Here is a 22,551-nt window from a genome sequence, read left to right as displayed (position 1 = left end):
CGGGAAGTGAGTCCAAAGGAGTGAGGCGTGCGAAAAAGCCCGGATTCTGGCTTTCCTACCCAGCCCCGGCTCCTCTTGACCCACCCAAGGGGGAGTGAAGCGCCTGAAAAACCGGCGATGCCCGCTTTTCTCTCACGCCCCACTCCGGATTGATTCACTCCTGGCCCGTAACCGTTTCGACGATTTCCAGACCATAGCCGGCCAAACCGATCTGCCGGCGCGGGGTACCGAGCACGCGCAGCTTGCCCAGGCCCAGGTCGGCCAGGATCTGGGCACCGGCACCATTGCGGCGCCATTGGCCCACGTCCTTGTCCTTGCCCGGGGTCACCGGCGCCGGCTGCTGCCGCAGGCGGGCCAGCAGTGCGTTGGTGTCACGCGGCGCTGACAGCACCACCATTACACCGGCACCGGCCGCATCAATGGCACGCAGCGCGTCGGTGTTGGCCACGCCGAAATCATCACGGCGCCAATGCAGCAGATCGGCCAGAGGGTTCTCCACCTGCACGCGCACCAAGGTGGGCGTGTCCTTGTCCGGGGTGCCACGAACCAGCGCGAAATGCAGGTCGTTGGCGATGCGGTCACGGTAGGTGACGAGGTTGAACGGGCCGAACTCCGTGCTGATTTCGCGCTCGTCCACGCGCTCAACGGTGTGCTCGGTGGCCAGGCGATAGGCGATCAGGTCGGCAATGGAACCCATCTTCAGGCCGTGCTCGCGGGCGAACACTTCCAGTTCCGGGCGGCGCGCCATGCTGCCGTCGGGGTTGAGGATTTCCACCAGCACACCGGCCGGCTCCAGCCCTGCCAGCATGGCCAGATCCACGCCTGCTTCGGTATGACCGGCGCGGGTCAGCACGCCGCCCGGCTGCGCGATCAGCGGGAAGATGTGGCCCGGCTGATGCAGGTCCGACGGTTTGGCGTTGGGCTTCACCGCAGTGCGGATGGTGTGGGCGCGGTCGTGGGCCGAGATGCCGGTGGTCACGCCCTCGGCGGCCTCAATGCTGACGGTGAAGTTGGTCTGGAACTGTGCGGTATTGGCCTGCACCATCGGCGCCAGACCAAGGTCGGCCGCGCGCGTGCGGGTCAACGGCAGGCACACCAGGCCACGGCCGTGAGTGACCATGAAATTGATGTCCGACGGCTTGACCAGTTCGGCGGCCATGATCAGATCACCTTCGTTCTCACGGTCCTCGTCATCAACGATGACAACCATGCGACCGGCGCGGATTTCTTCCAGCAGTTCGGGAACAGGGGCGAAATTCATGGGGTGGCTCCTTGGCCCAGCAGACGCTCGACATAGCGGGCGACCAGATCGATTTCCAGGTTCACCGCACTGCCCACGGCAGTGGCGGAAAAAGCGGTGTTGGCGACGGTGTGCGGAATCAGTGCCACCTCGAAGCCTTCATCATCGGCCTCGTTGACGGTGAGGCTGACACCATCCACACAGATCGAACCTTTCTTGGCGATGTACTTGAGCAGCGGCTTGGGTGCGGCGAAACGCCAGCGCAGCGCGCGCGCATCCTCATGGATGGACAGCACCTTGCCCAGGCCATCGACGTGGCCGCTGACCAGATGGCCGCCGAGGCGGTCGGTTGGGCGCATGGCGCGTTCAAGGTTGATGACCGCGCCTTCGGCCAACGCGCCCAGCGTGGTCAACGCCAGGGTTTCAGTCGACGCATCAGCCTTGAAGCTGTTGCCGTCAAATGCAATGACGGTCAGGCATACGCCATTGATGGCGATGCTTTCGCCCATCTGTACCTGATCAAACGGCAGGTTGCCGACGTTGAAGGTGAAGCGGACATCGCCGCCGATGGGTTCGCGTGCGGCCAGACGGCCGACGCCTTCGATGATTCCAGTAAACACTAACGTTCTCCGCGAAATATGAGCGAAAAACGCCGCAAGGCAAACAGGCGCACGGGCCCCGCAAAGGGCCCGAGACACCGTCTTCTTTCATCCGGACTATGACCGTCGGCTCCGGCATCTGACCGGATCTGCTGACCTTTGGCTGGCAGAGCCAACCAAAGCGCTCGCGGGCTTGTGAGGGTCCCCATCGGGGGTTCCTTACCTACCGCCGGTGGGGAGTTGCACCCCGCCCTGAAGACGTTTGTGATTGCCGGCGAACCGGCCGGCGCATTGTACCAGCCCGGTTCTCGGCCAGTGTCCAGCAGGCTGGACGCAGTGTTTCAGCGGAGGTTTGTTCAGGCTTGGTGGGGCTGGGGGAAACGAGCGAGGGGGAACAAAAACAAACGCTCCACCCTTCCGCATGGCGACAGCGAGCGCCGAGGAGAGGTGGGATTTCCTGCACCTCTGCCTTCTTGGCTCACGCCTGGCGCTCGGGCCTGAATTGAAGCCGCAGATCTTTGCCCAACATCCGCGCATCGACCACTTCCAGCGGAACCGCCTGCGCCATCGACGCGATGCCCAGCCCCGCCAACAACGGCTTGGCACTGTCGCCCATCAGCAACGGTGCGACATAAAGCAGCAACTCATCGGCCAGCCCGGCCTTGAGCAAGGCACCGCACAACGTGGGGCCAGCCTCGACATGCACGTCGTTGATGCCACGCTCGCCCAACAAAGCCATCACCGCCTGCAGGTCGAAGCGGCCGTCGGCCAGCAACGGCAATGCGGCGAACTCCGCGTTTTCCAACACGGGAGGGGTCACTGCAGGATCGTGCAGGTACAACGTCGCGGCATCGCCTTCGCGCACCCGCGCGCAGTGCAGCGTGCGCAATTGCGCGTCCAGCACCACCCGCAATGGCGGCAGGAAGTCACCGGTTGAAGGCCGAGCGGTCAGCAGTGGATCATCGGCCAGCACCGTCGCCGCTCCGGTCAGGATGGCGCCGGCACGCGCACGCCATTGCTGCACATCGGCACGCGCCGATTCGCCGGTAACCCATTTGGATTCGCCATTGGCCATCGCGGTGCGCCCATCCACACTGCCGGCAAGCTTGATACGCACGAACGGACGACCACGCTCGATGCGCGACAAAAACCCGCGATTGAGTTCACGCGCCTTGTCGCCCATCAAACCCACGGCCACCTCGATACCCGCCTGCCGCAGCAAGGCGAACCCGCCGCCATCCACATCCGGGAACGGGTCACCCATTGCCGCGACCACGCGCCCCACGCCTGCTTCGATCAAGGCCAACGCACACGGCGGCGTGCGCCCGTAATGCGCGCACGGCTCCAAGGTGACGTAGGCGGTAGCACCGCGTGCACGCTCACCGGCCTGGCGCAAAGCGAACACTTCCGCATGCGGGCCACCGGCACGTTGGTGCCAACCCTCACCCACCACCTCGTCGCCATGGGCGATGACGCAGCCAACCATCGGGTTTGGCCGCGTGGTCCAGGCCGCGCGCTCGGCAAGACGCAAGGCGCGGGCCAACAGCAGGTGATCAGTGGCAGTGAATGGGCTCATGGAGGTCTCCCGGACAACAACGACGCAATAGTGATTCGTCATTCCCGCGCAGGCGGGATTCGCTCATACCCTTGATTGTTGCCAGATCGAACAACAGACCCCAGCACCGCTCAAGAGCGATTCCCGCCTGCACGGGAATGACGACGTGAAGGAGTGTATGCGCTGACAGCGCAGCACTCACGCTTGCTGCGTGTCGATTTCCATCACGGTGATGGCGAGCGGGCCGAGTTGCAGTGTTGTGTGTTCACGCCAACCCAGCCTGCGGTACCACGCCACCATGGGCGCTTCGCAGTACAGATACAGGATCGGCACATCGAGGGCCGCGGCCTGCGCAACACAGTGCCGCACCAACTGCGCGCCGACACCTTTGCCGCGCCCGCGTGGCTGCACATACAGCGATGCCAACCAGGGCGACCAACCTCGGATCTGCTCGTGATCGTCATGCAGCAGACTCACCGAACCCAGCCACCCTGCTTCATCCTCCGCCAGCCAAGTGCACGGAATGGCGTCGCGCTGTTGTGCACGCAGTTCCTGTTCGGCCTGAAGTAGTGTCCAGTCAGGCAGCAGCTCGCCGAATGCCTGCACATGTGCGGCAGCCAACGCCGGCAGCAACGCCGGCCGGTCATGCAGATTGACGATGTACATGGGTTTCAGCGCGCGGCTTTCTTGGCGCGACGGGCGCCGCCTTCCAGCAAGGGCAACTGGTCGTCACCGGCCGGGTGATCGCGTTCGAGCTTCTCAATCTCATCGCGGAAGTCAGCCACGTCCTCGAAACTACGGTAAACCGAGGCAAAGCGAACGTAACCAACATGGTCGAGCTTGCGCAGCTCATCCATGACGAACTCACCCAGGCGAATGGACGGCACTTCGCGCTCACCGCACATGCGCAGCTGATGCACCACCGCACGCACGGCGGCTTCGATGCGCTCTTCAGAGACGGGCCGTTTGCGCAGCGCGCGATCGAACCCTACCCGCAACTTGCGCGCATCGAATGCCTCGCGCCCGCCATCACTTTTGACGATGACCGGCAATTTGAGTTCGATGGTTTCCAACGTGCTGAAACGCTCACCACAGGCTTCGCAGCCACGACGGCGGCGAATGGTGGCGCCGTCTTCGGAAACGCGTGAGTCGATGACGCGGGTATCGGTGTGTTGGCAGAACGGGCAGTGCATCAATCTCGCCTTGAACATCGGGCGCCGACAACACGGCGCGGAAATCACTACAACGCAGATACAGCAAACCCCGGGATGGAGCAAGGCTGCCCGGCCCGGGGTTTGACCACCCTGACGGTGGCGATCCCTTCAACGATCCGGTGCCAGCACAAGGCTGGCACCGGTAAAAACCGTCAGCCGTAAACCGGGAACTGCTTGCACTGCAGGGTGACGTTCTCACGCACGCCGGCAATGACGTTCTCGTCGGCCGGGTTGTCCAGCACATCGGCGATCCAGTTGGCCAACGCGACGCTGTCGGCTTCCTTGTAACCGCGGGTGGTGATGGCCGGGGTGCCCAGGCGCAAACCCGAAGTCACGAACGGCGAACGCGGGTCGTTTGGCACCGAGTTCTTGTTGACGGTGATGTGGGCCTTGCCCAGCGCGGCTTCCGCATCCTTGCCGGACACGTCCTTGCCGATCATGTCCACCAGCATCAGATGGTTTTCGGTACCGCCGGAGACAATCTTGTAGCCGCGCGAAATCAGCGTCTTGGCCATGGCCTGCGCGTTCTTCACCACCTGCTGCTGGTACGCCTTGAATTCCGGCTCCAGTGCTTCCTTGAAGGCCACGGCCTTGGCAGCGATAACGTGCATCAGCGGGCCGCCCTGAATACCCGGGAACACGATCGACTGCAGCTTCTTCTCGATTTCCTCACCCGCGCCCTTGGCGATGATGAAGCCACCGCGCGGACCACGCAGGGTCTTGTGGGTGGTCGAGGTCACTACATGTGCATGCTCGATCGGGTTCGGGTAGACACCTGCGGCGATCAGGCCAGCAACGTGCGCCATGTCCACGAACAGATAGGCGCCCACCTTGTCGGCAATGGCGCGGAAACGCGCCCAATCAACGACCTGCGAATAGGCAGAGAAACCAGCCACCACCATCTTCGGCTTGTGCTCCAGGGCCAGGCGCTCGACTTCGTCATAGTCGATCAGGCCGGCCTCGTTCACGCCGTACTGGACGGCGTTGAAAATCTTGCCCGAAGCATTGACCTTGGCACCGTGGGTCAGGTGACCGCCGTGGGCCAGACTCATGCCCAGGATGGTGTCGCCCGGCTGCAGCAGTGCGAAGTAAACGGCCTGGTTGGCCTGCGAGCCACTGTGCGGCTGCACGTTGGCGTAGTCGGCACCAAACAGCTGCTTGAGGCGGTCAATGGCCAGCTTTTCGGCCACGTCCACGTACTCACAGCCGCCGTAATAGCGCTTGCCCGGGTAGCCTTCGGCGTACTTGTTGGTCAGCTGGCTGCCCTGCGCTTCCATCACCATCGGGCTGGCGTAGTTCTCGCTGGCAATCAGCTCGACATGGTCTTCCTGACGCTGGCATTCGGCAGCAATGGCCTTGGCCAACTCGGGATCGTAGGACTCGATACGGACATCACGCGAGAACATCACAGCTCCTGGTACTGGGCGAGGGAGCTGCCGATTGTAGCCCGTTCCGGCCGCCGAGCTGGCTGTTCTTCGGCGCCACCGCGCCCGCCCGGCCGGCCGGTCCAAAGGCGGCATTTGTCACAAAATCAAACGATTGCCTGAATTCGATGATCGTTCTGGCGTGGTTTCCACGGTTAACCAAGTAAGCCACGGGCTCCAAGTAGCCCGTCGGCCCCTTTTGAACCGCAAGGAACTACCACCGATGCGTCACCCTGGCTGCACTACGCCTTACCGTCCCTCCCGTTCTTTGCCGTTGCGCGTGGCCCTGATGGCCGCGGTGCTGGCGGCAGCCTCCGGCCAGATGGCCTTGGCGCAGCCCGCCGATGCCGGCTCCACGGCAGCAGCCACCCTGCAGATCGCACGCATCACGGTCGAAGGCGTGGGCGAACATCCGGCCAGCGGCATCAACCAGGCGACCATCGACGCAGTCGCCAACCAGGCCCTGCGCGATATCAGCCCCACCCTGCCGGCCGCGCTCAGTTTCGAGCAGATCGAACAGATCACCGCGCGCATCACCCAGGCCTACCGCGAGGCCGGTTTTCTGGTCTCGGTGGCCTACGTGCCGCCGCAGCAGATCGGCGACAGCCAGACACTGACGCTAAAGGTGATGGAAGGCCGCGTCGGCCGGGTGCTGGTGCAGGGCAGCCAGCGTTATCGCGATGGCCAGCTCAACGCCAGCAGCCTGGGCCTGATCGGCCGTCCGTTGCGGCAGGCTGAGCTGGAACGCGCCCTGCTCTATGCCCGTGACCTGCCTGGCGTATCGGTCACCTCGGTGCTGCAACCCGGTGAGAACCCCGGTGAAACCGACATCGTGCTGGTCGCTCGCGATAGTGACCGTCCCTACGAAATCACCGCTGGCCTGAGTAACCACGGCACCGACAGCACCGGCAAATACCGCGCCGAGCTGGGCGTGAGCGCGTTCAATGCGCTGGACGCCGGCGATGTGCTGGCCGCCAGCGTCGGCTACGGGCTGGACCCGGCCGATAGTTGGCAGGCGGCCCTTTCGCTCAGCGTGCCGTTCGACGATGTGCCGGGGTTGAGCGGCATCGTCGGCGTCAGCCGCAGCGAGATGGAGGTCAACAGCGGGCCGTTCGCCGCCATGCGTCTTAAGGGCCCAACCACCATGTTCTACGCCGGCGGCGACTGGAAGTTCGTCCAGCGCACCGATCTGCAGGTGCAGGCATCAGCGCGCTGGATCCACGAAGAGTCCGAGCTGGAAGGGCTGGGCATGCTGCTGTCGCGGCACACCTTCGATGTGCTCGATGCCGGCGTGAGCCTGCGCCATACCGACCGTCGCTGGCGCGGGATGAATCTGGCCCAGATGTCGCTGCGCAAATCGGTCAACGATGAGTCTTCTCCGTTCAACTGGCTTTACAACTCGCATGCCCCCTACTTCTGGGTGGGACGCATGACGCTGGCGCGCCTGCAAGCCCTGCCCGGCAACCAGCGCCTGCTGTTGCGCGGCAGCGCCCAGTTCACCGAGGACGCACTGACGCCGATGGAGCAGTTCAGCGTGGGTGGGCCGACCAGCGTGCGCGCCTATCCGCTATCGGCGGCATTGGGCGATCGCGGCGTGCAGGCCACGTTCGAATACCAGCTCAGCGCACCGGGTTTTGCCGATATCCCCTCGCCCTTCAATGGCCGCCGCTGGGGTGACCTGATCGAAGTGAACCTGTTCTACGACTGGGGCCGCACCTCGCCGGCGCCGGACAACCGCCGCTTGGGCGTACTGCCGATCACCACGGAAGGTGCCGGCGTCGGGCTGGGCCTGCGCCTGCCGTGGCAACCGGAACTGCGCCTGGATATGAGCGCTGCCAAACCCACCGGCAGCTACCGCGGCAGTGATGGCCGCAGCACCCAGTACTGGGCCCGCATCAGCACCACTTTCTGAGGACCTTCGCCATGAATCGCATTTATCGACTTGTTTTCAATCATGTGCTGGGAGTGGTGCAGGTAGCGGCAGAAGTCTGCTCGACGCCGCGTAATGGGCAGCACCCGACCATGCGCCTGCCCCAGCGACACGTGCTGCTGGCATTGACTGCCGCGCTGCTGCTCACCGGCAGTCTGCAAGCCACGGCGCAGACCCTGCCGCAAGGCCAGATCATCCGGTCAGGCTCGGCCATCATCAACGTCAGCGGTGCGGTGATGACGATCGACCAGGCCAGCCGGGCCTCGCTCATCGAATGGGACAGCTTCAACATCGGCGCTGCCAATACGGTTCAGTTCAATCTCCTGCAGGGTTCGCAGGCGACGGCGATCAATCTGGTCACGGGCAATTCGGGCAGTGCCATCAGCGGTCAGCTGACGTCCAACGGCCAGGTGTTCCTGATCAACCAGGCGGGCATCACGTTCAATGCCGGCGCCAGAGTGAACGTAGGTGGGCTGCTGGCCAGCACGCTGCTACCCGGCACTCCGGGGCTGCTGGACGCCAACGGGGTTTCGCCCACCTTCCAGCTGGCCGGTGGTGGCACCAGTGCCGTGGTCAGCAACAACGGGGCCACGCTGACTGCCCTGGCCGGTGGTATCAGCCTGATTGGTGGCGCCGTGTCCAACACCGGCGTCATCTCGGCGACCAACGGCAACATCGACCTGGTCGCCGCTGGTGCTGCCACGGTCATGAATGGCGTCTCGTCCTCGGGAATGTCGCAGTTGACGTTCCTGCCGACGGCAGCCAGTACGATCGCCGGCACCGGCGTCAGCAATGCCGGTGTCCTCAACGCACGCAACATCGGCATGAACGCGCTGATGGGGCCGGGCCTGTCCAGCGTCGGCATCAACACCGGCGGAACCATCATCGCCAACGCCATCGATGCCGGCGATGGCAGCCTCACCATCCGCAGCTCAAGCGCCATCCAGATGTCCGGTGGCAACATCACTGCCCGATCGGTCGATCTGACGGCCACCGATGCGGTTGGCCTGGCCGGCGACATCAACGCCGATGACATCGCCATCCAGGCGGGCAGTGTGATGCAAACGGCCGGTGCCGTGCAGGGCACGCTGCAGCTGGGCACGCAAGGCAGCGTGAATCTAGCGCAGGCCGGCAACCGCATCACCACCGTCGGCGGTACGGTCGGTGCTGGCCTGACGCTGACCACCGACACCGACCTGGCCAATGGCGCAGCCTTGTCGGTCGGCGGCACCAGCACCCTCAGCGCAGGCCACGCCGGCGCTCGCAGGAACATCACGCTGACCAACACCGGCAACAGTTTCGGCGGACTGGTCAACGCCACCGGCGCCGACCTGATGCTGGTCGGCAGCGGCAGGCTGGGGTTGGGGACCATCGATGCAACAACCCTCGTAGCGCAGGGCGGCAGCATCGGCCTGAACGGCGCAGTCACGACCACTGGCAACCAGACCTATCGATCCGCGGTGACGCTGACCGGCAATTCAACGCTGGAGGGAAGCGCGATCGCCTTCGATGGCACGATCGACGGCAGCTATCGCCTGGACGTGGCGTCCAGGGGATTGTCCACTTTCTCCAGTGCGGTGGGCAGCGTCTCGCCGCTGCAGGGCCTGAGTGTCGATGCCGGTGGTGGCATCCAGCTGGCCGGCAACGTCAACGCCCTCGGCAGCATCGCCTTCTACGGCCCGCTGCGCCTGGTCGGCTCGCGCAGCCTGACCTCCACCACCGGGAACATGGAGCTTGCCGGTACGGTGGACGGTGACGGCGGTGCGTTGTCCCTGAGTGCACGCAACCTGACCTTCGGCGGTGCGGTTGGAGGCAGCGGTGCGGTGGCAGGCCTGCTCGCCCAGGCCACTACCATCACTGTTGGCAATGCCATCACCAGCAGCGGCACGATCATGCTCGATGGCGATGTGCAACTGGCCGGCAATACCCGACTGACCAGCACCGGCAGTGGCGTCATCACCACCGGTGGTATAACCAGTACCCGGCCCAACGGCTACGACCTGGGCCTTGTTACCGACGGTGCGATCCACGTCAACGGCAACCTCAGCGCCGCCAATGTCGCCATCGAAGGATCGCAGTTCAGCGGCCAGGGCATCACCAGCAGGGGCAACCTCGACATCCGTACCACCGCCTCGCTGGCCCAGGCCGGTGCCTACCAGGTCGATGGCAAGACACGTATCAGCTCCGACGGCGACATCGTCCTGCGCAATGCCGGCAACCGCTTCAGCGGCGAGGTCAGCCTGAGTGCCGTCAATGCCGAACTGCACGCAGGTAACCTCACCCTGGGCAACAGCAGGCTGAACGGCGATCTCACGCTGGCGCTGAGCGGCGGGCTCGGCCAGAGCGCCGGCAGCATGCTGGAGGTCGGTGGGGCCACGCGCATTGCAGCCGGCACCTCGATCCAGCTGGACAACACGGACAATCAGGGGCGCGCGGTCAACCGGTTTGGTGGCCCGGTCTCGCTGAGCGGCGGCAACAGCGGCATTCGCGGCACAGGCACGTTGGCATTCGCGGATCTGGATGTGGCCAGCGTGGTGGCGATCGCTGACACCGTGAAGCTTCCCGTGGCGGGCCGCAGCATCGGTCTGCAGTACTACCAGGGCGCCATCGAACTGGCTGGCGATACCGTGCTGGACAGCCAGTTGGGCGAGATCAACTTCCAGGGAAGCGTCGACGGCGGTTACGCGCTGACCATCGCACGGGCCAGGGATGTCGTGTTCGGTGGCAACGTGGGCAGCAACCGCGCACTGGCCAGCCTCGATACCCGCAACGGCGGGCCACTGCGCCTGAGCGGCAACATCACCGCCGATGGCGCAATCATGCTCGGCAATCTCAGTCTGGCCTCGGCCACCCCGCAGTTGTTCAGCGTGCGCAGCAACAGCGGCAGCCTGCAGGTCGGACGCATCGACGGCACCAGCAGCGGGCAGACCAGCCTGGTACTTGCCGCACACGGCACCCTCGATCTGCGGGGTGATGCCGGCACCCTTGCCGGCGCAGGGTTGAACAACCTGCAGCTGAGCGGCGCGACGGTGAACACGAAGGCCATCCGTACCAGCGGCCGGCTCGACATCGCCAGCACCAGCGGCTTCGCCCAGAACGGCGTGCTCAACGTCGGTGGCAACGCCAGCTTCACTGCCGGCAGCGGCGGCGATCTGACACTCGACACGGAGCCCAATACGTTTGGCGGCACGGTGGCATTGCAGGGTAAGCAGGCGCGGATCGGCGCGCAGTCGGCGTTGGCGCTGGATGGCGTCGACGTCGCCGCGTTGGATGCCAGCAGTGCGACCAGCCTGTCGCTGGCCGATGCCCACATTGCGGGAAGGGCCGGTCTCGATGCAGCCTCACTGCTGATCGATGACGCCCGCATCGATGGTGCGCTGGTGGCCAGCGCAAGCGCCGGTGACATCCGCCAGGGAAGCGGCAGCCTGGTCATCGGCAGCAACAGCCAGCTGGCCGCCAGCAACGACATCGTGCTCGGCAATGCCGGCAATCAACTGGGTAGCGCGCTGCAGGCCAGCGGCCGCGATGTCGTGCTGACCAGTGCCACGGCGCTGGATCTGCAGCAGTTGCAGGCCACCCGTGATGCCACCCTCAGCGGCAATGGCGTACGCCTGGGCAGCCTCTCCGCGCAGGGGGCGCTGTCGATCGACAGTTCCGCTGCGATCACCCAGGCCGACGCACTGCAAGTCGGTGGCAACAGTCGCTTCGTCGCAACCGACGACATCACCCTGGCCAACGCCGGCAATCGTTTCAGCGGCCGCGTGACGCTGGACGGTCGCAACGTCGCCGTCACCAGCGCCGATGGCCTGCTGCTCGACACCGTGCGTGCCAAGGGTAACTTCGGAGCGCGTGCCGGCAGTGCCGGCATCAGCCAGAACGCCGCGTTGCAGGTGGATGGCCGCAGCGACCTGATTTCCAGCGGCGCCATCACGCTTGGCCGCAAGGACAATCAGTTCGGCGACGTGGTGACAATCCAGGGCCGCACCGCGGAGATCGCCACGGCCGGCGCGCTGTCGCTGGGCGACATCACCGCAGGCCAATTGAAGGCCGACGCCGATGGCAACCTGCGATTGACCGGGCGCATTCTCGCCGACGACGTTGCACTGGCCACCCAGGCGCTGTTCGACAACCGCGCGGGGGCCGATGCCATCCGTCTGAACGGCAACGGCAGCTGGCACATCTACCTGAGCTCGCCCACGCTTGCACATACGTTCGGCCACCTGGACAGCGGCAACACTGCCGTGTGGAATACCGCCGCGTTTGCCGGCACGTCGGCAGGCGGAAACCGCTACCTGTTTGCCTGGCAGCCAACGCTGACCTTCGTGGCCAACACTTTGCGCAAGACCTATGGCGACACCCTCGCCCTGGGCAATGCGTTCAGCGTGAGCGGTGCAATGGCCGGGGTCTTGGGCGCCTACAAGACCGACGACCCGATGGCCCTGTTCACCGGCACACCCGAGATCACCTCGGCCGGTGCGGCGGCCGGTGCGAATGTCAGTGGCAGCCCCTACCAGATCGATATCCGTCAGGGCACGCTGGACACCTCCGCATCCGGCTACGCATTGGCCTTTGCCACGGGCCAACTGGCCATTGATCCAAGGAGCCTGATCATCAGCGCCGGCAACGGCAACAAGACCTACGGCCAGAACGGCGGCCTCGGCGGCTACAACGCCAACGGTCTGGTCAACGGTGACACGCTCACGTCCGTCGATCTGGGCAGCGGCGGCACCTCGGCCACTGCCAACGTCGGCGACTACACGATCACCGCCAGCAATGCCGATGGCACCGGTCTGTCCAACTACGACATCACCTATGTCGATGGAACCCTGTCCATCGGCAAGGCCGGCCTGACGATTACTGCCGGCAACGGCAACAAGACCTACGGCCAGAACGGTGGCCTCGGCGGCTATGGCGTCAATGGTCTGCTCAATAACGACAACGTGTCCTCGGTTGCACTGGGCAGCAACGGGTCGGCGGCCACCGCCAACGTCGGCGACTACACGATCACCGCCAGCAATGCCGATGGCAGCGGTCTGTCCAACTACGACATCACCTATGTCGATGGAACCCTGTCCATCGGCAAGGCCGGCCTGACGATTACTGCCGGCAACGGCAGCAAGACCTACGGCCAGAACGGTGGCCTCGGCGGTTACAGCATTGATGGCCTGCTCAACAGCGACAACGTGTCCTCGGTTGCACTGGGCAGCAACGGGTCGGCGGCCACCGCCAACGTCGGCAACTACACCATCACCGCCAGCAATGCAGATGGCAGCGGCTTGTCGAACTACGACATCACTTATGTCGATGGAACCCTGTCCATCGGCAAGGCCGGCCTGACGATTACTGCCGGCAACGGCAACAAGACCTACGGCCAGAACGGTGGCCTCGGCGGTTACAGCATTGATGGCCTGCTCAACAACGATGCTGTTTCTTCCGTCGCACTGAGCAGCAATGGCACTGCGGCGACGGCCAACGTCGGCGACTACACGATCACCGCCAGCAATGCCGATGGCACCGGTCTGTCCAACTACGACATCACCTACACCGACGGCGTGCTGTCCATCGGCAAGGCGGGCTTGATCATCTCGGCCAACAACGCCAGCAGGCGCATCGGTCAGTCCTCATCGTTCAACGGCTACACCGCAGAGGGTTTGGTCAACGGCGACACCATTGATGACGTCAGGCTGTTCAGCGATGGCAGTGATCTGAACGCCCAACCCGGTGGCTACGCCATTCTCGCCAGCGATGCGCAGGGTGCCCGTCTGGGCAACTACGACATCACGTATCGCGAAGGGACGCTGGACGTCGCCGGTGTGTCCAGCCGGCAGAACCTGCAGGTTGCCCGCGAAGTAGCGGCCACTCTGAGCAGGCCTGCACCCCGCGCGCTCACCGGTTCGTCAGACGCACCGCTGTACCGCTTGAACGAGGCGGCCATCACCCCGGCCAGCGATGCCTGTACGTCGCTCGGGCAGATCCAATGCCTCACTCGTCAGCCGGAATGATTGCCCGCCGGTAAATGAAAATGGAAAAGGCGCATCTTTCGATGCGCCTTTTTTGTTCAGCAGCTACTAGCCACCACTCAACGGTTGAACACGATGTCCGCAATGATCCCGGTGGCGATGGCGACCATCAGCATGTTGCCGCGGTCGTCGCGGATCCAGCGGTGACCGTGCGGCGGGCGGCGCACGTGGTAGCGGTTGTAATCGTTGACCACATAGACCGGGCCGCCGTAGTAGTTGTTGTAGCGGTGGCCACGCTCGAAACCGTACGGGCGGTAAACCACACGCGGCGGCGGCGCGTAGTAGCGGCGGTCGTTATGGCGGGCGTCGCGGTAACCCTCACGGTAGCCGTTGCTGTAATGGCGACGGTCATCGCGCCACTCGCGGCGGTCATTGTGGCGGTCATGGCCATTGCCACGGCCGCGATCATGGCCACGGCCACGATCATCCCAGCCATGACGACCACGGTCATTGTCCCGGTCGCCAGCAGCGAAGGCCGGAGCGGCTGCACAAAAGGCCAGCAGGGTGGTCATCGCGGCGACAACGAATCGGTTCATCTTCATGGGTGGCCTTCGCAGGTTTGGGTGACGGTTTCCATAATGCTCACACGATATGAACAGATTCCGGCTGGAAACGTTTCCGGACTTTCCCATTCACAAATCAGCAAGCCGCCCTGCCCCAGCCGGCCCCGGTGGGCTTGCGGCTATAATTACCCATTCCCTTTTGCCTTGGGCCCTGTCCAGTCCCGGACCGGGGGCAGGCGTGCGCTACGGAGACTTCATGTCCTCGCAATACATTTACACCATGAACCGCGTCAGCAAGGTGGTTCCGCCCAAGCGGCAGATCATCAAGGACATCTCGCTGTCGTTTTTCCCGGGCGCCAAGATCGGCCTGTTGGGCCTGAACGGCTCCGGCAAGTCCACCGTCCTGAAGATCATGGCCGGCGTGGACACTGACTTCGAGGGCGAAGCCCGTCCGCAGGCCGGCATCAAGGTCGGCTATCTGGCCCAGGAACCGGAGCTGGACCCGACCAAGACCGTGCGTGAAGCGGTCGAGGAAGGCGTGGGCGAGGTGCTGCAGGCCCAGGCCCAGCTCGACGCGGTGTACTTGGCATATGCCGAGGAAGGCGCCGATTTCGACAAGCTGGCCAAGGAACAGGAGCGCCTGGAGGCGATCCTCGCCGCCGGCGATGCGCACACCCTGGAAAACCAGCTGGACGTGGCCGCCGATGCGCTGCGCCTGCCGCCGTGGGAGGCCATCGTCGGCACCCTGTCCGGTGGTGAGAAGCGCCGCGTGGCGCTGTGCCGCTTGCTGCTGCAGAAGCCGGACATGCTGCTGCTCGACGAACCGACCAACCATCTGGACGCCGAGTCCGTGGAATGGCTGGAACAGTTCCTGGCGCGCTACACCGGCACCGTCGTGGCGGTCACCCATGACCGCTACTTCCTGGACAACGCCGCCGAGTGGATCCTCGAACTGGACCGCGGCCGTGGCATTCCGTGGAAGGGCAACTACACCGACTGGCTGACCCAGAAGGATGACCGCCTCCGCCAGGAAGACAACCAGGAAAAATCCCGCCAGAAGGCGATCCAGAAGGAACTGGAATGGTCGCGCCAGAATGCGAAGGGCGGCCGTACCAAGGGCAAGGCCCGTCTGGCCCGCCTGGAAGAACTGCAGTCGGTCGATTACCAGAAGCGCAACGAGACCAATGAAATCTTCATCCCGCCGGGCGAGCGCCTGGGCAATGCGGTGATGGAGTTCAAGAACGTCTCCAAGAAGTTCGGCGACCGCCTGCTGTTCGACGACCTGAATTTCCTGGTCCCGGGCGGCGCGATCGTGGGCATCATCGGCCCCAATGGTGCCGGTAAGTCGACCCTGTTCAAGATGATCACCGGCCAGGAAAAGCCCGATACCGGCGAGATCGTGGTCGGCCCGTCCGTGAAGCTGTCCTACGTGGACCAGAGCCGCGACGCGCTGGAAGGCAACCACAACGTGTTCCAGGAAATCGCTGGCGGCCTGGACATCCTCAACATCAACGGTGTCGAGATCCAGTCGCGTGCCTACATCGGCCGCTTCAACTTCAAGGGCCAGGACCAGCAGAAGCTGGTCGGTTCGCTGTCTGGTGGTGAGCGTGGCCGCCTGCACATGGCCAAGACCCTGCTGCAGGGTGGCAACGTGCTGCTGCTCGACGAACCGTCCAACGATCTGGACATCGAAACCCTGCGTGCGCTGGAAGATGCGCTGCTGGAGTTCCCGGGCAACACGTTCGTGATTTCGCATGACCGCTGGTTCCTGGATCGCATCGCGACCCACATCCTAGCGTTCGAAGGTGATTCGCACGTGGAGTTCTTCCAGGGCAACTACCGCGAGTACGAAGAAGACAAGCGCCGCCGCATGGGCGACGACGCCGCGCCGAAGCGCCTGCGCTTCAAGGCGCTCAAGTAAGAGCCCTACCAGACGGCCGCCCAGTGCGGCCGTCTGCTTTTACGCGGCTCCCCGTTCATTGCACGGGCACCGCCTTCAAACCCCTCGCCGGTCATGGAAGAGGGGTCGGAGAGAGGGAATGTCTGTGCGTGCGCCGCCGGGCAGCACGCGCACAGAAGCTGTCACGCAGCTTCGCCGCGCCCTCTTCTGCCTCCGGCATCCTTTCCCGCAGGGGGAAAGGAGACAGCCGCCAATTCAACGGAATCCCCCATGTCTCTGCTCGACCGCGTCTTCAAGCTGCAACAGCACGGCACCAGCATCCGCACCGAAGTGCTGGCTGGGTTGACCACCTTCCTGACGATGTCCTACATCGTCTTCGTCAACCCGGAAATCCTCGGCACCACCGGCATGGACCCGGGCGCGGTGTTCGTTGCGACCTGTCTGGCGGCTGCGGTCGGTTCGGCAGTGATGGCACTGGCAGCCAACTTCCCGGTCGGCATGGCCCCGGGCATGGGCTTGAATGCGTTCTTCGCGTTCACTGTGGTGGGTGCGGCCGGTTTGCCGTGGCAGCAGGCGCTGGCAGCGGTGTTCATTTCCGGGCTGGTGTTCTGGGCGTTGTCGCTCACCGGCATACGCGCCTGGTTGGTCGCGGGTATTCCGTCGTCGCTACGCTCGGCCATCGTTGCCGGCATCGGTTTGTTCCTGGCGATCATCGCGCTGCAGAAATCGAATGTGATCGTCGCCAATGAAGACACCATGCTCACGCTTGGCCCGCTCAATACGGCGCCCCCCTTGCTGGCGTTGGGCGGTTTCCTGCTGATTGCCGTGCTGGAAGCCCGCAAGGTGCGCGGTGCGATCCTGATCGGCATCCTGGCCGTCACCGGCCTGGCCTGGGCCATTGGTGAAGTGCAGTATCAGGGCATTGTGTCGCTGCCACCGAGCCTGGCACCGACCTTCCTGCAACTGGATCTGCCCGGCTTGCTGCATCACGACGGCGGCGCACCACTGGCAGTGCTGCTGCAGGTGGTGCTGGTGTTCGTGTTGGTGGAAGTGTTCGATGCCACCGGTACGCTGTACGGCGTGGTGGGTCGTGCTGGGCTATTGAAACTGGCCGATGGTAAGAAACGCTTCGGCCGCGCACTGCTGGCCGATAGCAGCGCGATTGTCGCCGGTTCCTTGCTGGGTACCAGCTCGACGACTGCGTTTGCAGAAAGCGCATCCGGCGTGCAGGTCGGCGGCCGCACCGGACTGACCGCGCTGGTGGTTGCCGCGTTGTTCCTGGCCGCGTTGTTGTTCTCGCCACTGGCGGCGATGGTGCCGTCCTACGCGACCGCACCGGCGCTGTTGTTCGTGGCCGGGTTGATGCTGCGTGAGCTGGTCGAAGTGAAGTGGGACGATCTCACCGAATCCGTGCCGGCGGCGCTATGCGCGCTGGCGATGCCCTTCACCTATTCCATCGCCAATGGCCTGGCCTTCGGTTTCATCGCATATGCCGCGTTGAAGGCAGGCACCGGTCGCTGGCGTGAAGTCCGCCCGGCGGTGTGGCTGGTGGCAGGGCTGTTTGTGCTGCGCTTTACGCTGGAGTGAACGCGGGCCAGCGCCGCTCGAAGCGGCGCCGGGCCGTGGTTTTACATCACCCACATCAGTGCAAACGTCACGACCAGAATCAGGGCGTAACTGATCACTGAAAACACCAGGTAGGCCAGCAGGGCACGCCAAGTGGTCTGCCACGCCGAGCGCCCTTGAAAGTACTGCACCAGCGAGCACACGCCGTAGATCACCCCCAGCAGACCTGCCCATAGCTGGGTGTGCGGAAGCCAGCGCTAGAGCAGGATCAACACCGTCCAGATGACAAAAACCTGCACGGTGAGCAATGCGGTGATCACCAGCCATTCGGGGTAATTCAGCTTGCTGTAACGGCGGAACACCAACCACTTCACTGACGCTTCTATCGGCAACAGCAGCAGGGTAAAGGCAGCAAAGTGTGCGTTGATCCAGTCACCCACCGAACGACTTGCTGACATGAACCCCGACATCAGCGCCTGCGCTTCCGCGCTGGTGTTCAGTGCCCCGGTGGAATTTACCGAGCCACTCATGTCCATCATCCCCGTACCGACCACCAGGCGGTTCAACAGCACCACCACTGCCGACATCACTGTGATCAACAGCAGTGGCTTGACCTGATTGCCACGGCGGCCTTCGATGTAGTCACGCAGCAACGGGCCCGGGCGCAGCATCAGCTGCTTGAGCGAATACAGAATGCCGCGATCCATGTGCAGCACGCTGTGCTCAAGCTCATGGCCGAGAAAATGCCAATCGATGCGGTGCGCAGGCGTGGGCTGGCCGCAGTTCGGGCAGAACTTCTGCGCGGCGTCAGCGACGGCCCGTTCGCAATTGATACAGCGGCTGTTGTCGTGCATCACCCTGCACCTTCCCCCGATGGCAAGGGCGCATTCTAGAACGGCCGATGCACACACGGCCATCCATCACCGACAGCTGCGTCGGAGCCGTACGACGCGACAGCGCCCCGCACCGCTGCCTTTATTTATATTCGATGGTGAAGGTGGCGCTGCCGCTGGCAGTGCCGGGCCCTACGGTGCCGGCGACGGTCTGGATATAGCGCGCACGTAGCGGCAAGGTCAGGGTGTTGCTACCGACAACGGTCCTTCCAATGGGCACTGCCTCGCCAAAACGCAGCTGGCTCTCGACCGCGCCTTCGCGCTGCACCACTTCAATGCCAATGCGTGTCGCACGGTTGCCGCCTGCTGCCAGCGCCAGTACGCCGGGCCGATTTGAGCTGTCCTGTGTGGCATCCAGGCGGATGGACACCGGGCTCTGGTACTGCGGCAGATTGCTTCCCTGACAGGTGAGCTGGATATCGAAATCGCGGTCGACGGCACGCGATCCAACGCCGTTGAACGTCGTGTTCGGTACCGAGCCAAAGTCCACCACGATATTGCGGCTGCCGGCCTGCACCTGGCAGCTGGCGTTGACCACGGTAGTTCCCGAACCCTTGAAGGTAGATGTCAGCACCGGAAAGCGCGATCCATTCCCATCATAGTAATAGGTGGTGAAGCGGCCATTGGGCGCGATGACGCCGGAGCCGGTCTGTGCCGCCGTCTTGATCAGCTCTACACGGAAGGTGCCGCCCGCGAGGTCAACCAGACTGGTATTTGAAAGCAGAAGAGTGTGCGGGTAGTAGGCTTGGATTTGGCCCGAATCGCGGTACACGCGAATGCCAACGCCCGCCACGTCCGTGGCAAAGACATTGGCAAAGCCCGGTACCGGGATCTGCTGCGCCGCGTTGACGTAGCGCCCCATGGCGCTGCCTCCACCCGTACAGTTGGCGACGCTACTGCGCTGATTGATCGCTACCCTCAGCTCCTTGATGACACCGCCGATGGGCGTGCCCGGCAGGATCACCACCTGGCCCATGTCCATCTGCACGTCCTGCGGTACGAATGTGTTCGATCTGAGCACGCAGTTGGCCAAAGCCGAAGGTGCAGCGACACAGCCGAGCACCGCAACCACCGCAAGGCAGATCCGTCGCGGGGGAAGATTCATCGACATGCAGCCTCCATCAGAGTGAAACCGGATTTTTCGCCACTGGTTGCGACAGGAGCCTGGTAATCCACCGTGCAACGCTGGTCCGGTGCGGTGCCCCATTCGACCAGCAGGCGCCCGTTGTCCTGCTCAGTGCGCACATACAGGCGACTGCCCTGCCCGACCATGCCAACCGGCTGGCCTTGCGCATCCTTGACCTGGGCACCAAAGGGCAAGGTCGTACCGTCAGCGTTGCGCACCTGGATCAACAGCGCGCGACCCTTGCGCGTATCGAAGCGCAGGTAACTGATGGCGCCGGCAAATGGCGCCACAGTCTGACTGCTGTTCTGCAGCTCCACCTCGTGCGACATACCCTGTGGATCGAGCGTGACGGTGTTGAGCCGATACGGCGACACATACGGCACCACGGCAAAGCCACGACCATCCACGCGCAGGCCCGGTGCATTCTCCACGCGCGCATCGCGTGCACCGGGGGCTTCGATCAGCACCATGGTCTCGCCGCGTTGCGGGGTGAGAGTAATGCCGCCCTTATGCACCACCAGGCTTCCGGTGGCACCCAACGACGCCTGGCGGAAATCGTCACCATGACTGTAGGAGCCGTACAAGCCGGCATAGCGGCTGCGGTATTCGGCATTGGCGGTGGCGGTGGTTCCGGCCCCATGCCGATCCGCCAGAGTCACACCGTAGGAGGCGTTGTTGTCCACGCCTGCCGCGCCGGTGATACCGATGCGACTGCTGTCGTAACCGCCATCGCCGCGCAAGCCCACGTCCGCGCTGATCGACATCGGTCGTTCGCCACGGCCCAGCGCCATACTCATGCTCAACAGATACTGCGTATCCCCGCGGCGCTGCAGGCCTTCTTCAGTGCGGATGGCCGAGAACCCAAAGTTCAGCGCGCGCCAGGCGTTGTTGTAACCCATCTGGTACTGCTTGGTGGTGCCATCAGTTCCGTAAAAGTCGCGTACTGCACCGGTCAGATACAACGCACCCCAGCGTTTGCCCAATGGCTGATTCAACGTGAGCTGAAACTGGCTGCGCTGGCGGCCACGCGCTTCGGAGTCGAACCCACGACTCTCTGCATCACGCGCATACAGCGCGTCCTGCAGGCTGTAGAAGCCCGACGTTGAGTAGCGGTAAGCCGCCAGCGTGAAGCTGGTACTGGTCTCGCTGATCATCTGGCTGTAGCTCAACCGTACGCTCGCGCCCTGCCGCTTGCCGGCTTGGCGCAACTGCGTGCGTGCATGTGTGATATCTGCGGCGAAGGCGCCGATCGGCGTGGCCAGGCCCGCGCCATACAGCAATGAGGTATAGCCTTCGCTCAATGCGCTGCCGCCGTACAAGGTGACCTGGTTTCCGACGCCGCGCTGATACGTTGCCTGCATCAGCCATGGATCGTCACGCAGTTGGTCATTGCGCACCTGGCCGGCAGTGAATGCATAGCGCGACACACCTTCGCGCAGCATCTGTGCAACGGAACCGAACGGCACCTTGAACTCGCTGCGACGGCCGTCGGCTTCGATCACGCTGACCTCCAGATCACCGCCATAGCCGGTCGGGTAGAGATCATCAATGACGAAATTGCCCGGCGAAACCGTGGCCGAGTAAATCAGCTGCTGGTTTTGTCGGACTTCCACCTTGGCATTGGTCTGCGCGATACCACGGACCACCGGCGCGTAACCGCGCAATGCGTCCGGCAGCATGCGGTCATCACTGGCCAGGCTTGCACCGCGATAACCGATGGAATCAAACAGCTCACCATTGGTATAAGCCTCACCCAAGGTCAACTGACCGCCCAGTGGCGCGATGCCGCGCTGCACATACGTGGCGATGCTTTGCCATTGGCGGCCCTGGCCTTCCGCCCAGGTCAGATTGGAATCGTGGCGCAGCTGCCATCCGCCAAGATTCAGGCCGGCATTCAAGCCCAGATAAGCATTGCGGTTGCGCCCGCCATCGGACAGACGGCTGTCACTGTCCACCGCGTTGAAGCTGTAGCCCACGAAGCCTGCATTGATACCGCGGTCCCACAACGCCGGGTTGACGTAGCCGCGCGCTTTGCGGTGCATGTAGGCCTGCGGAATGCTCAGGTCATAACGAAGATTGCCGCTGTCATAGGTACCGAATGCATCCGGGATGCGCTTGAGCACCGGCAGGCAGCGCTCGGTGGCGGACGCATTGGCTGTTGTCTCCTGCGGAAACTGGGTGGTGTCCACGCCCAGCTCTTCCAGCAATGCCATATCCAGACAGGCATCCACGCGGCCTTGAGCATCCGCTTTGAACACCAGGTCGCGGCGGCCTTGCCACATGCCGTTAACGTAGATGTCCAGGCGATAGTCGCCAGCCACCATCGGATTGCCATCGCGGAACGCCGACAGATCCACCTGCTTTGCATCACCTGACAACAAACCCGCATTGAACTGGGCCTGCTCCGGCGCTGCGGTCCTGGCGGCCGTTGTGCGGGTCTGCAGCGCTTGCTCGCCGAGGTTGATTACAGGTGCAGGCGCAGCCACGGCATGCTGCATGAAGGCCATGCCCGCCAGCAACATGCACAAGGCGGGTGCCGGGTTCCCAGGCATGCGCAATGGTTGCTGCAACGCCTGGCGTA

General features: G+C 63.9%; 15 protein-coding genes and 1 riboswitch. Of the genes, 4 read left to right on the top strand and 11 right to left on the bottom strand.

The annotated features are described in order from the left end of the window. Positions 1-154: 154 nt before the first annotated feature. The 6 genes from ribB to glyA all read right to left on the bottom strand — a co-directional run bounded on the left by ribB (position 155) and on the right by glyA (position 6,014). Positions 155-1,261 (bottom strand): 3,4-dihydroxy-2-butanone-4-phosphate synthase, encoded by a 1,107-nt coding sequence (ribB, locus tag PAN08_RS03365; RefSeq protein ID WP_269790135.1) that lies wholly within the window; start codon positions 1,259-1,261, stop codon positions 155-157. Continuing rightward, the gene (locus PAN08_RS03360) at positions 1,258-1,860 is read right to left on the bottom strand and encodes a riboflavin synthase (protein WP_269790134.1); all 603 of its coding nucleotides are present in this window, start codon (positions 1,858-1,860) and stop codon (positions 1,258-1,260) included. Before PAN08_RS03360 ends, ribB begins: the two co-directional genes overlap by 4 nt. 75 nt (positions 1,861-1,935) lie before the next feature. Beyond that, positions 1,936-2,103, bottom strand: a riboswitch (FMN riboswitch). Between the two features lie 214 nt (positions 2,104-2,317). Further along, complete coding sequence (ribD, locus tag PAN08_RS03355) at positions 2,318-3,415, bottom strand: bifunctional diaminohydroxyphosphoribosylaminopyrimidine deaminase/5-amino-6-(5-phosphoribosylamino)uracil reductase RibD (RefSeq protein WP_269790133.1); 1,098 nt, start codon at positions 3,413-3,415, stop codon at positions 2,318-2,320. 177 nt (positions 3,416-3,592) lie between these two features. Continuing rightward, a complete protein-coding gene (locus PAN08_RS03350; RefSeq protein WP_269790132.1) occupies positions 3,593-4,060 on the bottom strand; it encodes a GNAT family N-acetyltransferase in 468 nt (155 codons plus the stop codon). Positions 4,061-4,065: 5 nt separating this feature from the next. Further along, positions 4,066-4,587, bottom strand: a complete 522-nt coding sequence (gene nrdR / locus PAN08_RS03345) for a transcriptional regulator NrdR (protein WP_269790131.1) — start codon at positions 4,585-4,587, stop codon at positions 4,066-4,068. 173 nt (positions 4,588-4,760) lie between these two features. Beyond that, positions 4,761-6,014, bottom strand: coding sequence for a serine hydroxymethyltransferase (gene glyA / locus PAN08_RS03340; RefSeq protein ID WP_269790130.1), 1,254 nt, complete (start codon positions 6,012-6,014; stop codon positions 4,761-4,763). Positions 6,015-6,255: 241 nt separating this feature from the next. Between glyA and PAN08_RS03335 the strand changes: the two genes are divergently transcribed. Together PAN08_RS03335 and PAN08_RS03330 are read left to right on the top strand one after the other, a co-directional pair. Then, positions 6,256-7,944: a ShlB/FhaC/HecB family hemolysin secretion/activation protein gene (locus tag PAN08_RS03335; protein WP_269790129.1), complete on the top strand. Its 1,689-nt coding sequence runs from the start codon at positions 6,256-6,258 to the stop codon at positions 7,942-7,944. Between the two features lie 11 nt (positions 7,945-7,955). Further along, positions 7,956-13,964: an MBG domain-containing protein gene (locus PAN08_RS03330; protein ID WP_269790128.1), complete on the top strand. Its 6,009-nt coding sequence runs from the start codon at positions 7,956-7,958 to the stop codon at positions 13,962-13,964. Between the two features lie 77 nt (positions 13,965-14,041). Here the strand turns inward: PAN08_RS03330 and PAN08_RS03325 are convergent, their stop codons facing one another. Continuing rightward, positions 14,042-14,524, bottom strand: a complete 483-nt coding sequence (locus tag PAN08_RS03325) for an RcnB family protein (RefSeq protein ID WP_269790127.1) — start codon at positions 14,522-14,524, stop codon at positions 14,042-14,044. Positions 14,525-14,741: 217 nt separating this feature from the next. On the opposite strand from PAN08_RS03325, the gene ettA reads away from it, so the two are divergent. Next, complete coding sequence (gene ettA / locus PAN08_RS03320) at positions 14,742-16,406, top strand: energy-dependent translational throttle protein EttA (protein WP_269790126.1); 1,665 nt, start codon at positions 14,742-14,744, stop codon at positions 16,404-16,406. Positions 16,407-16,655: 249 nt separating this feature from the next. Further along, a complete protein-coding gene (locus PAN08_RS03315; RefSeq protein ID WP_269790125.1) occupies positions 16,656-17,972 on the top strand; it encodes an NCS2 family permease in 1,317 nt (438 codons plus the stop codon). A 41-nt stretch (positions 17,973-18,013) separates the two neighbouring features. On the opposite strand, the gene PAN08_RS03310 is transcribed toward PAN08_RS03315, so the two are convergent. The 4 genes from PAN08_RS03310 to PAN08_RS03295 form a co-directional block, all read right to left on the bottom strand. Beyond that, a complete protein-coding gene (locus tag PAN08_RS03310; RefSeq protein WP_269790124.1) occupies positions 18,014-18,142 on the bottom strand; it encodes a hypothetical protein in 129 nt (42 codons plus the stop codon). A 66-nt stretch (positions 18,143-18,208) separates the two neighbouring features. Then, on the bottom strand, positions 18,209-18,805 hold the full coding sequence (locus PAN08_RS03305) for a DUF3667 domain-containing protein (protein WP_269790123.1): 597 nt from the start codon (positions 18,803-18,805) through the stop codon (positions 18,209-18,211). A gap of 121 nt (positions 18,806-18,926) precedes the next feature. After that, a complete protein-coding gene (locus PAN08_RS03300) occupies positions 18,927-19,949 on the bottom strand; it encodes a fimbrial protein (protein ID WP_269790122.1) in 1,023 nt (340 codons plus the stop codon). Beyond that, positions 19,946-22,522: a fimbria/pilus outer membrane usher protein gene (locus PAN08_RS03295; protein WP_332840095.1), complete on the bottom strand. Its 2,577-nt coding sequence runs from the start codon at positions 22,520-22,522 to the stop codon at positions 19,946-19,948. The genes PAN08_RS03300 and PAN08_RS03295 overlap by 4 nt, the downstream gene beginning before the upstream one ends. Positions 22,523-22,551: the final 29 nt, after the last annotated feature.

Origin of the sequence: Stenotrophomonas sp. Iso1 (assembly GCF_027497995.1) — a bacterium.
GTDB lineage: Bacteria > Pseudomonadota > Gammaproteobacteria > Xanthomonadales > Xanthomonadaceae > Stenotrophomonas.
The sequence above is the reverse complement of the archived record's forward strand: the minus strand, read 5'-3'. Positions and strand labels throughout refer to the sequence as shown.

Excerpts from the sequence above, each read along its gene's own strand:
- ettA (WP_269790126.1), top strand. The coding sequence starts at position 14,742 with ATGTCCTCGCAATACATTTACACCATGAACCGCGTCAGCAAGGTGGTT.
- ribD (WP_269790133.1), bottom strand. The coding sequence starts at position 3,415 with ATGAGCCCATTCACTGCCACTGATCACCTGCTGTTGGCCCGCGCCTTG.
- PAN08_RS03325 (WP_269790127.1), bottom strand. The coding sequence starts at position 14,524 with ATGAAGATGAACCGATTCGTTGTCGCCGCGATGACCACCCTGCTGGCC.
- PAN08_RS03335 (WP_269790129.1), top strand. The coding sequence starts at position 6,256 with ATGCGTCACCCTGGCTGCACTACGCCTTACCGTCCCTCCCGTTCTTTG.
- PAN08_RS03350 (WP_269790132.1), bottom strand. The coding sequence starts at position 4,060 with ATGTACATCGTCAATCTGCATGACCGGCCGGCGTTGCTGCCGGCGTTG.
- PAN08_RS03295 (WP_332840095.1), bottom strand. The coding sequence starts at position 22,522 with ATGCCTGGGAACCCGGCACCCGCCTTGTGCATGTTGCTGGCGGGCATG.
- ribB (WP_269790135.1), bottom strand. The coding sequence starts at position 1,261 with ATGAATTTCGCCCCTGTTCCCGAACTGCTGGAAGAAATCCGCGCCGGT.
- PAN08_RS03305 (WP_269790123.1), bottom strand. The coding sequence starts at position 18,805 with ATGCACGACAACAGCCGCTGTATCAATTGCGAACGGGCCGTCGCTGAC.
- PAN08_RS03315 (WP_269790125.1), top strand. The coding sequence starts at position 16,656 with ATGTCTCTGCTCGACCGCGTCTTCAAGCTGCAACAGCACGGCACCAGC.
- nrdR (WP_269790131.1), bottom strand. The coding sequence starts at position 4,587 with ATGCACTGCCCGTTCTGCCAACACACCGATACCCGCGTCATCGACTCA.
- glyA (WP_269790130.1), bottom strand. The coding sequence starts at position 6,014 with ATGTTCTCGCGTGATGTCCGTATCGAGTCCTACGATCCCGAGTTGGCC.
- PAN08_RS03330 (WP_269790128.1), top strand. The coding sequence starts at position 7,956 with ATGAATCGCATTTATCGACTTGTTTTCAATCATGTGCTGGGAGTGGTG.
- PAN08_RS03300 (WP_269790122.1), bottom strand. The coding sequence starts at position 19,949 with ATGAATCTTCCCCCGCGACGGATCTGCCTTGCGGTGGTTGCGGTGCTC.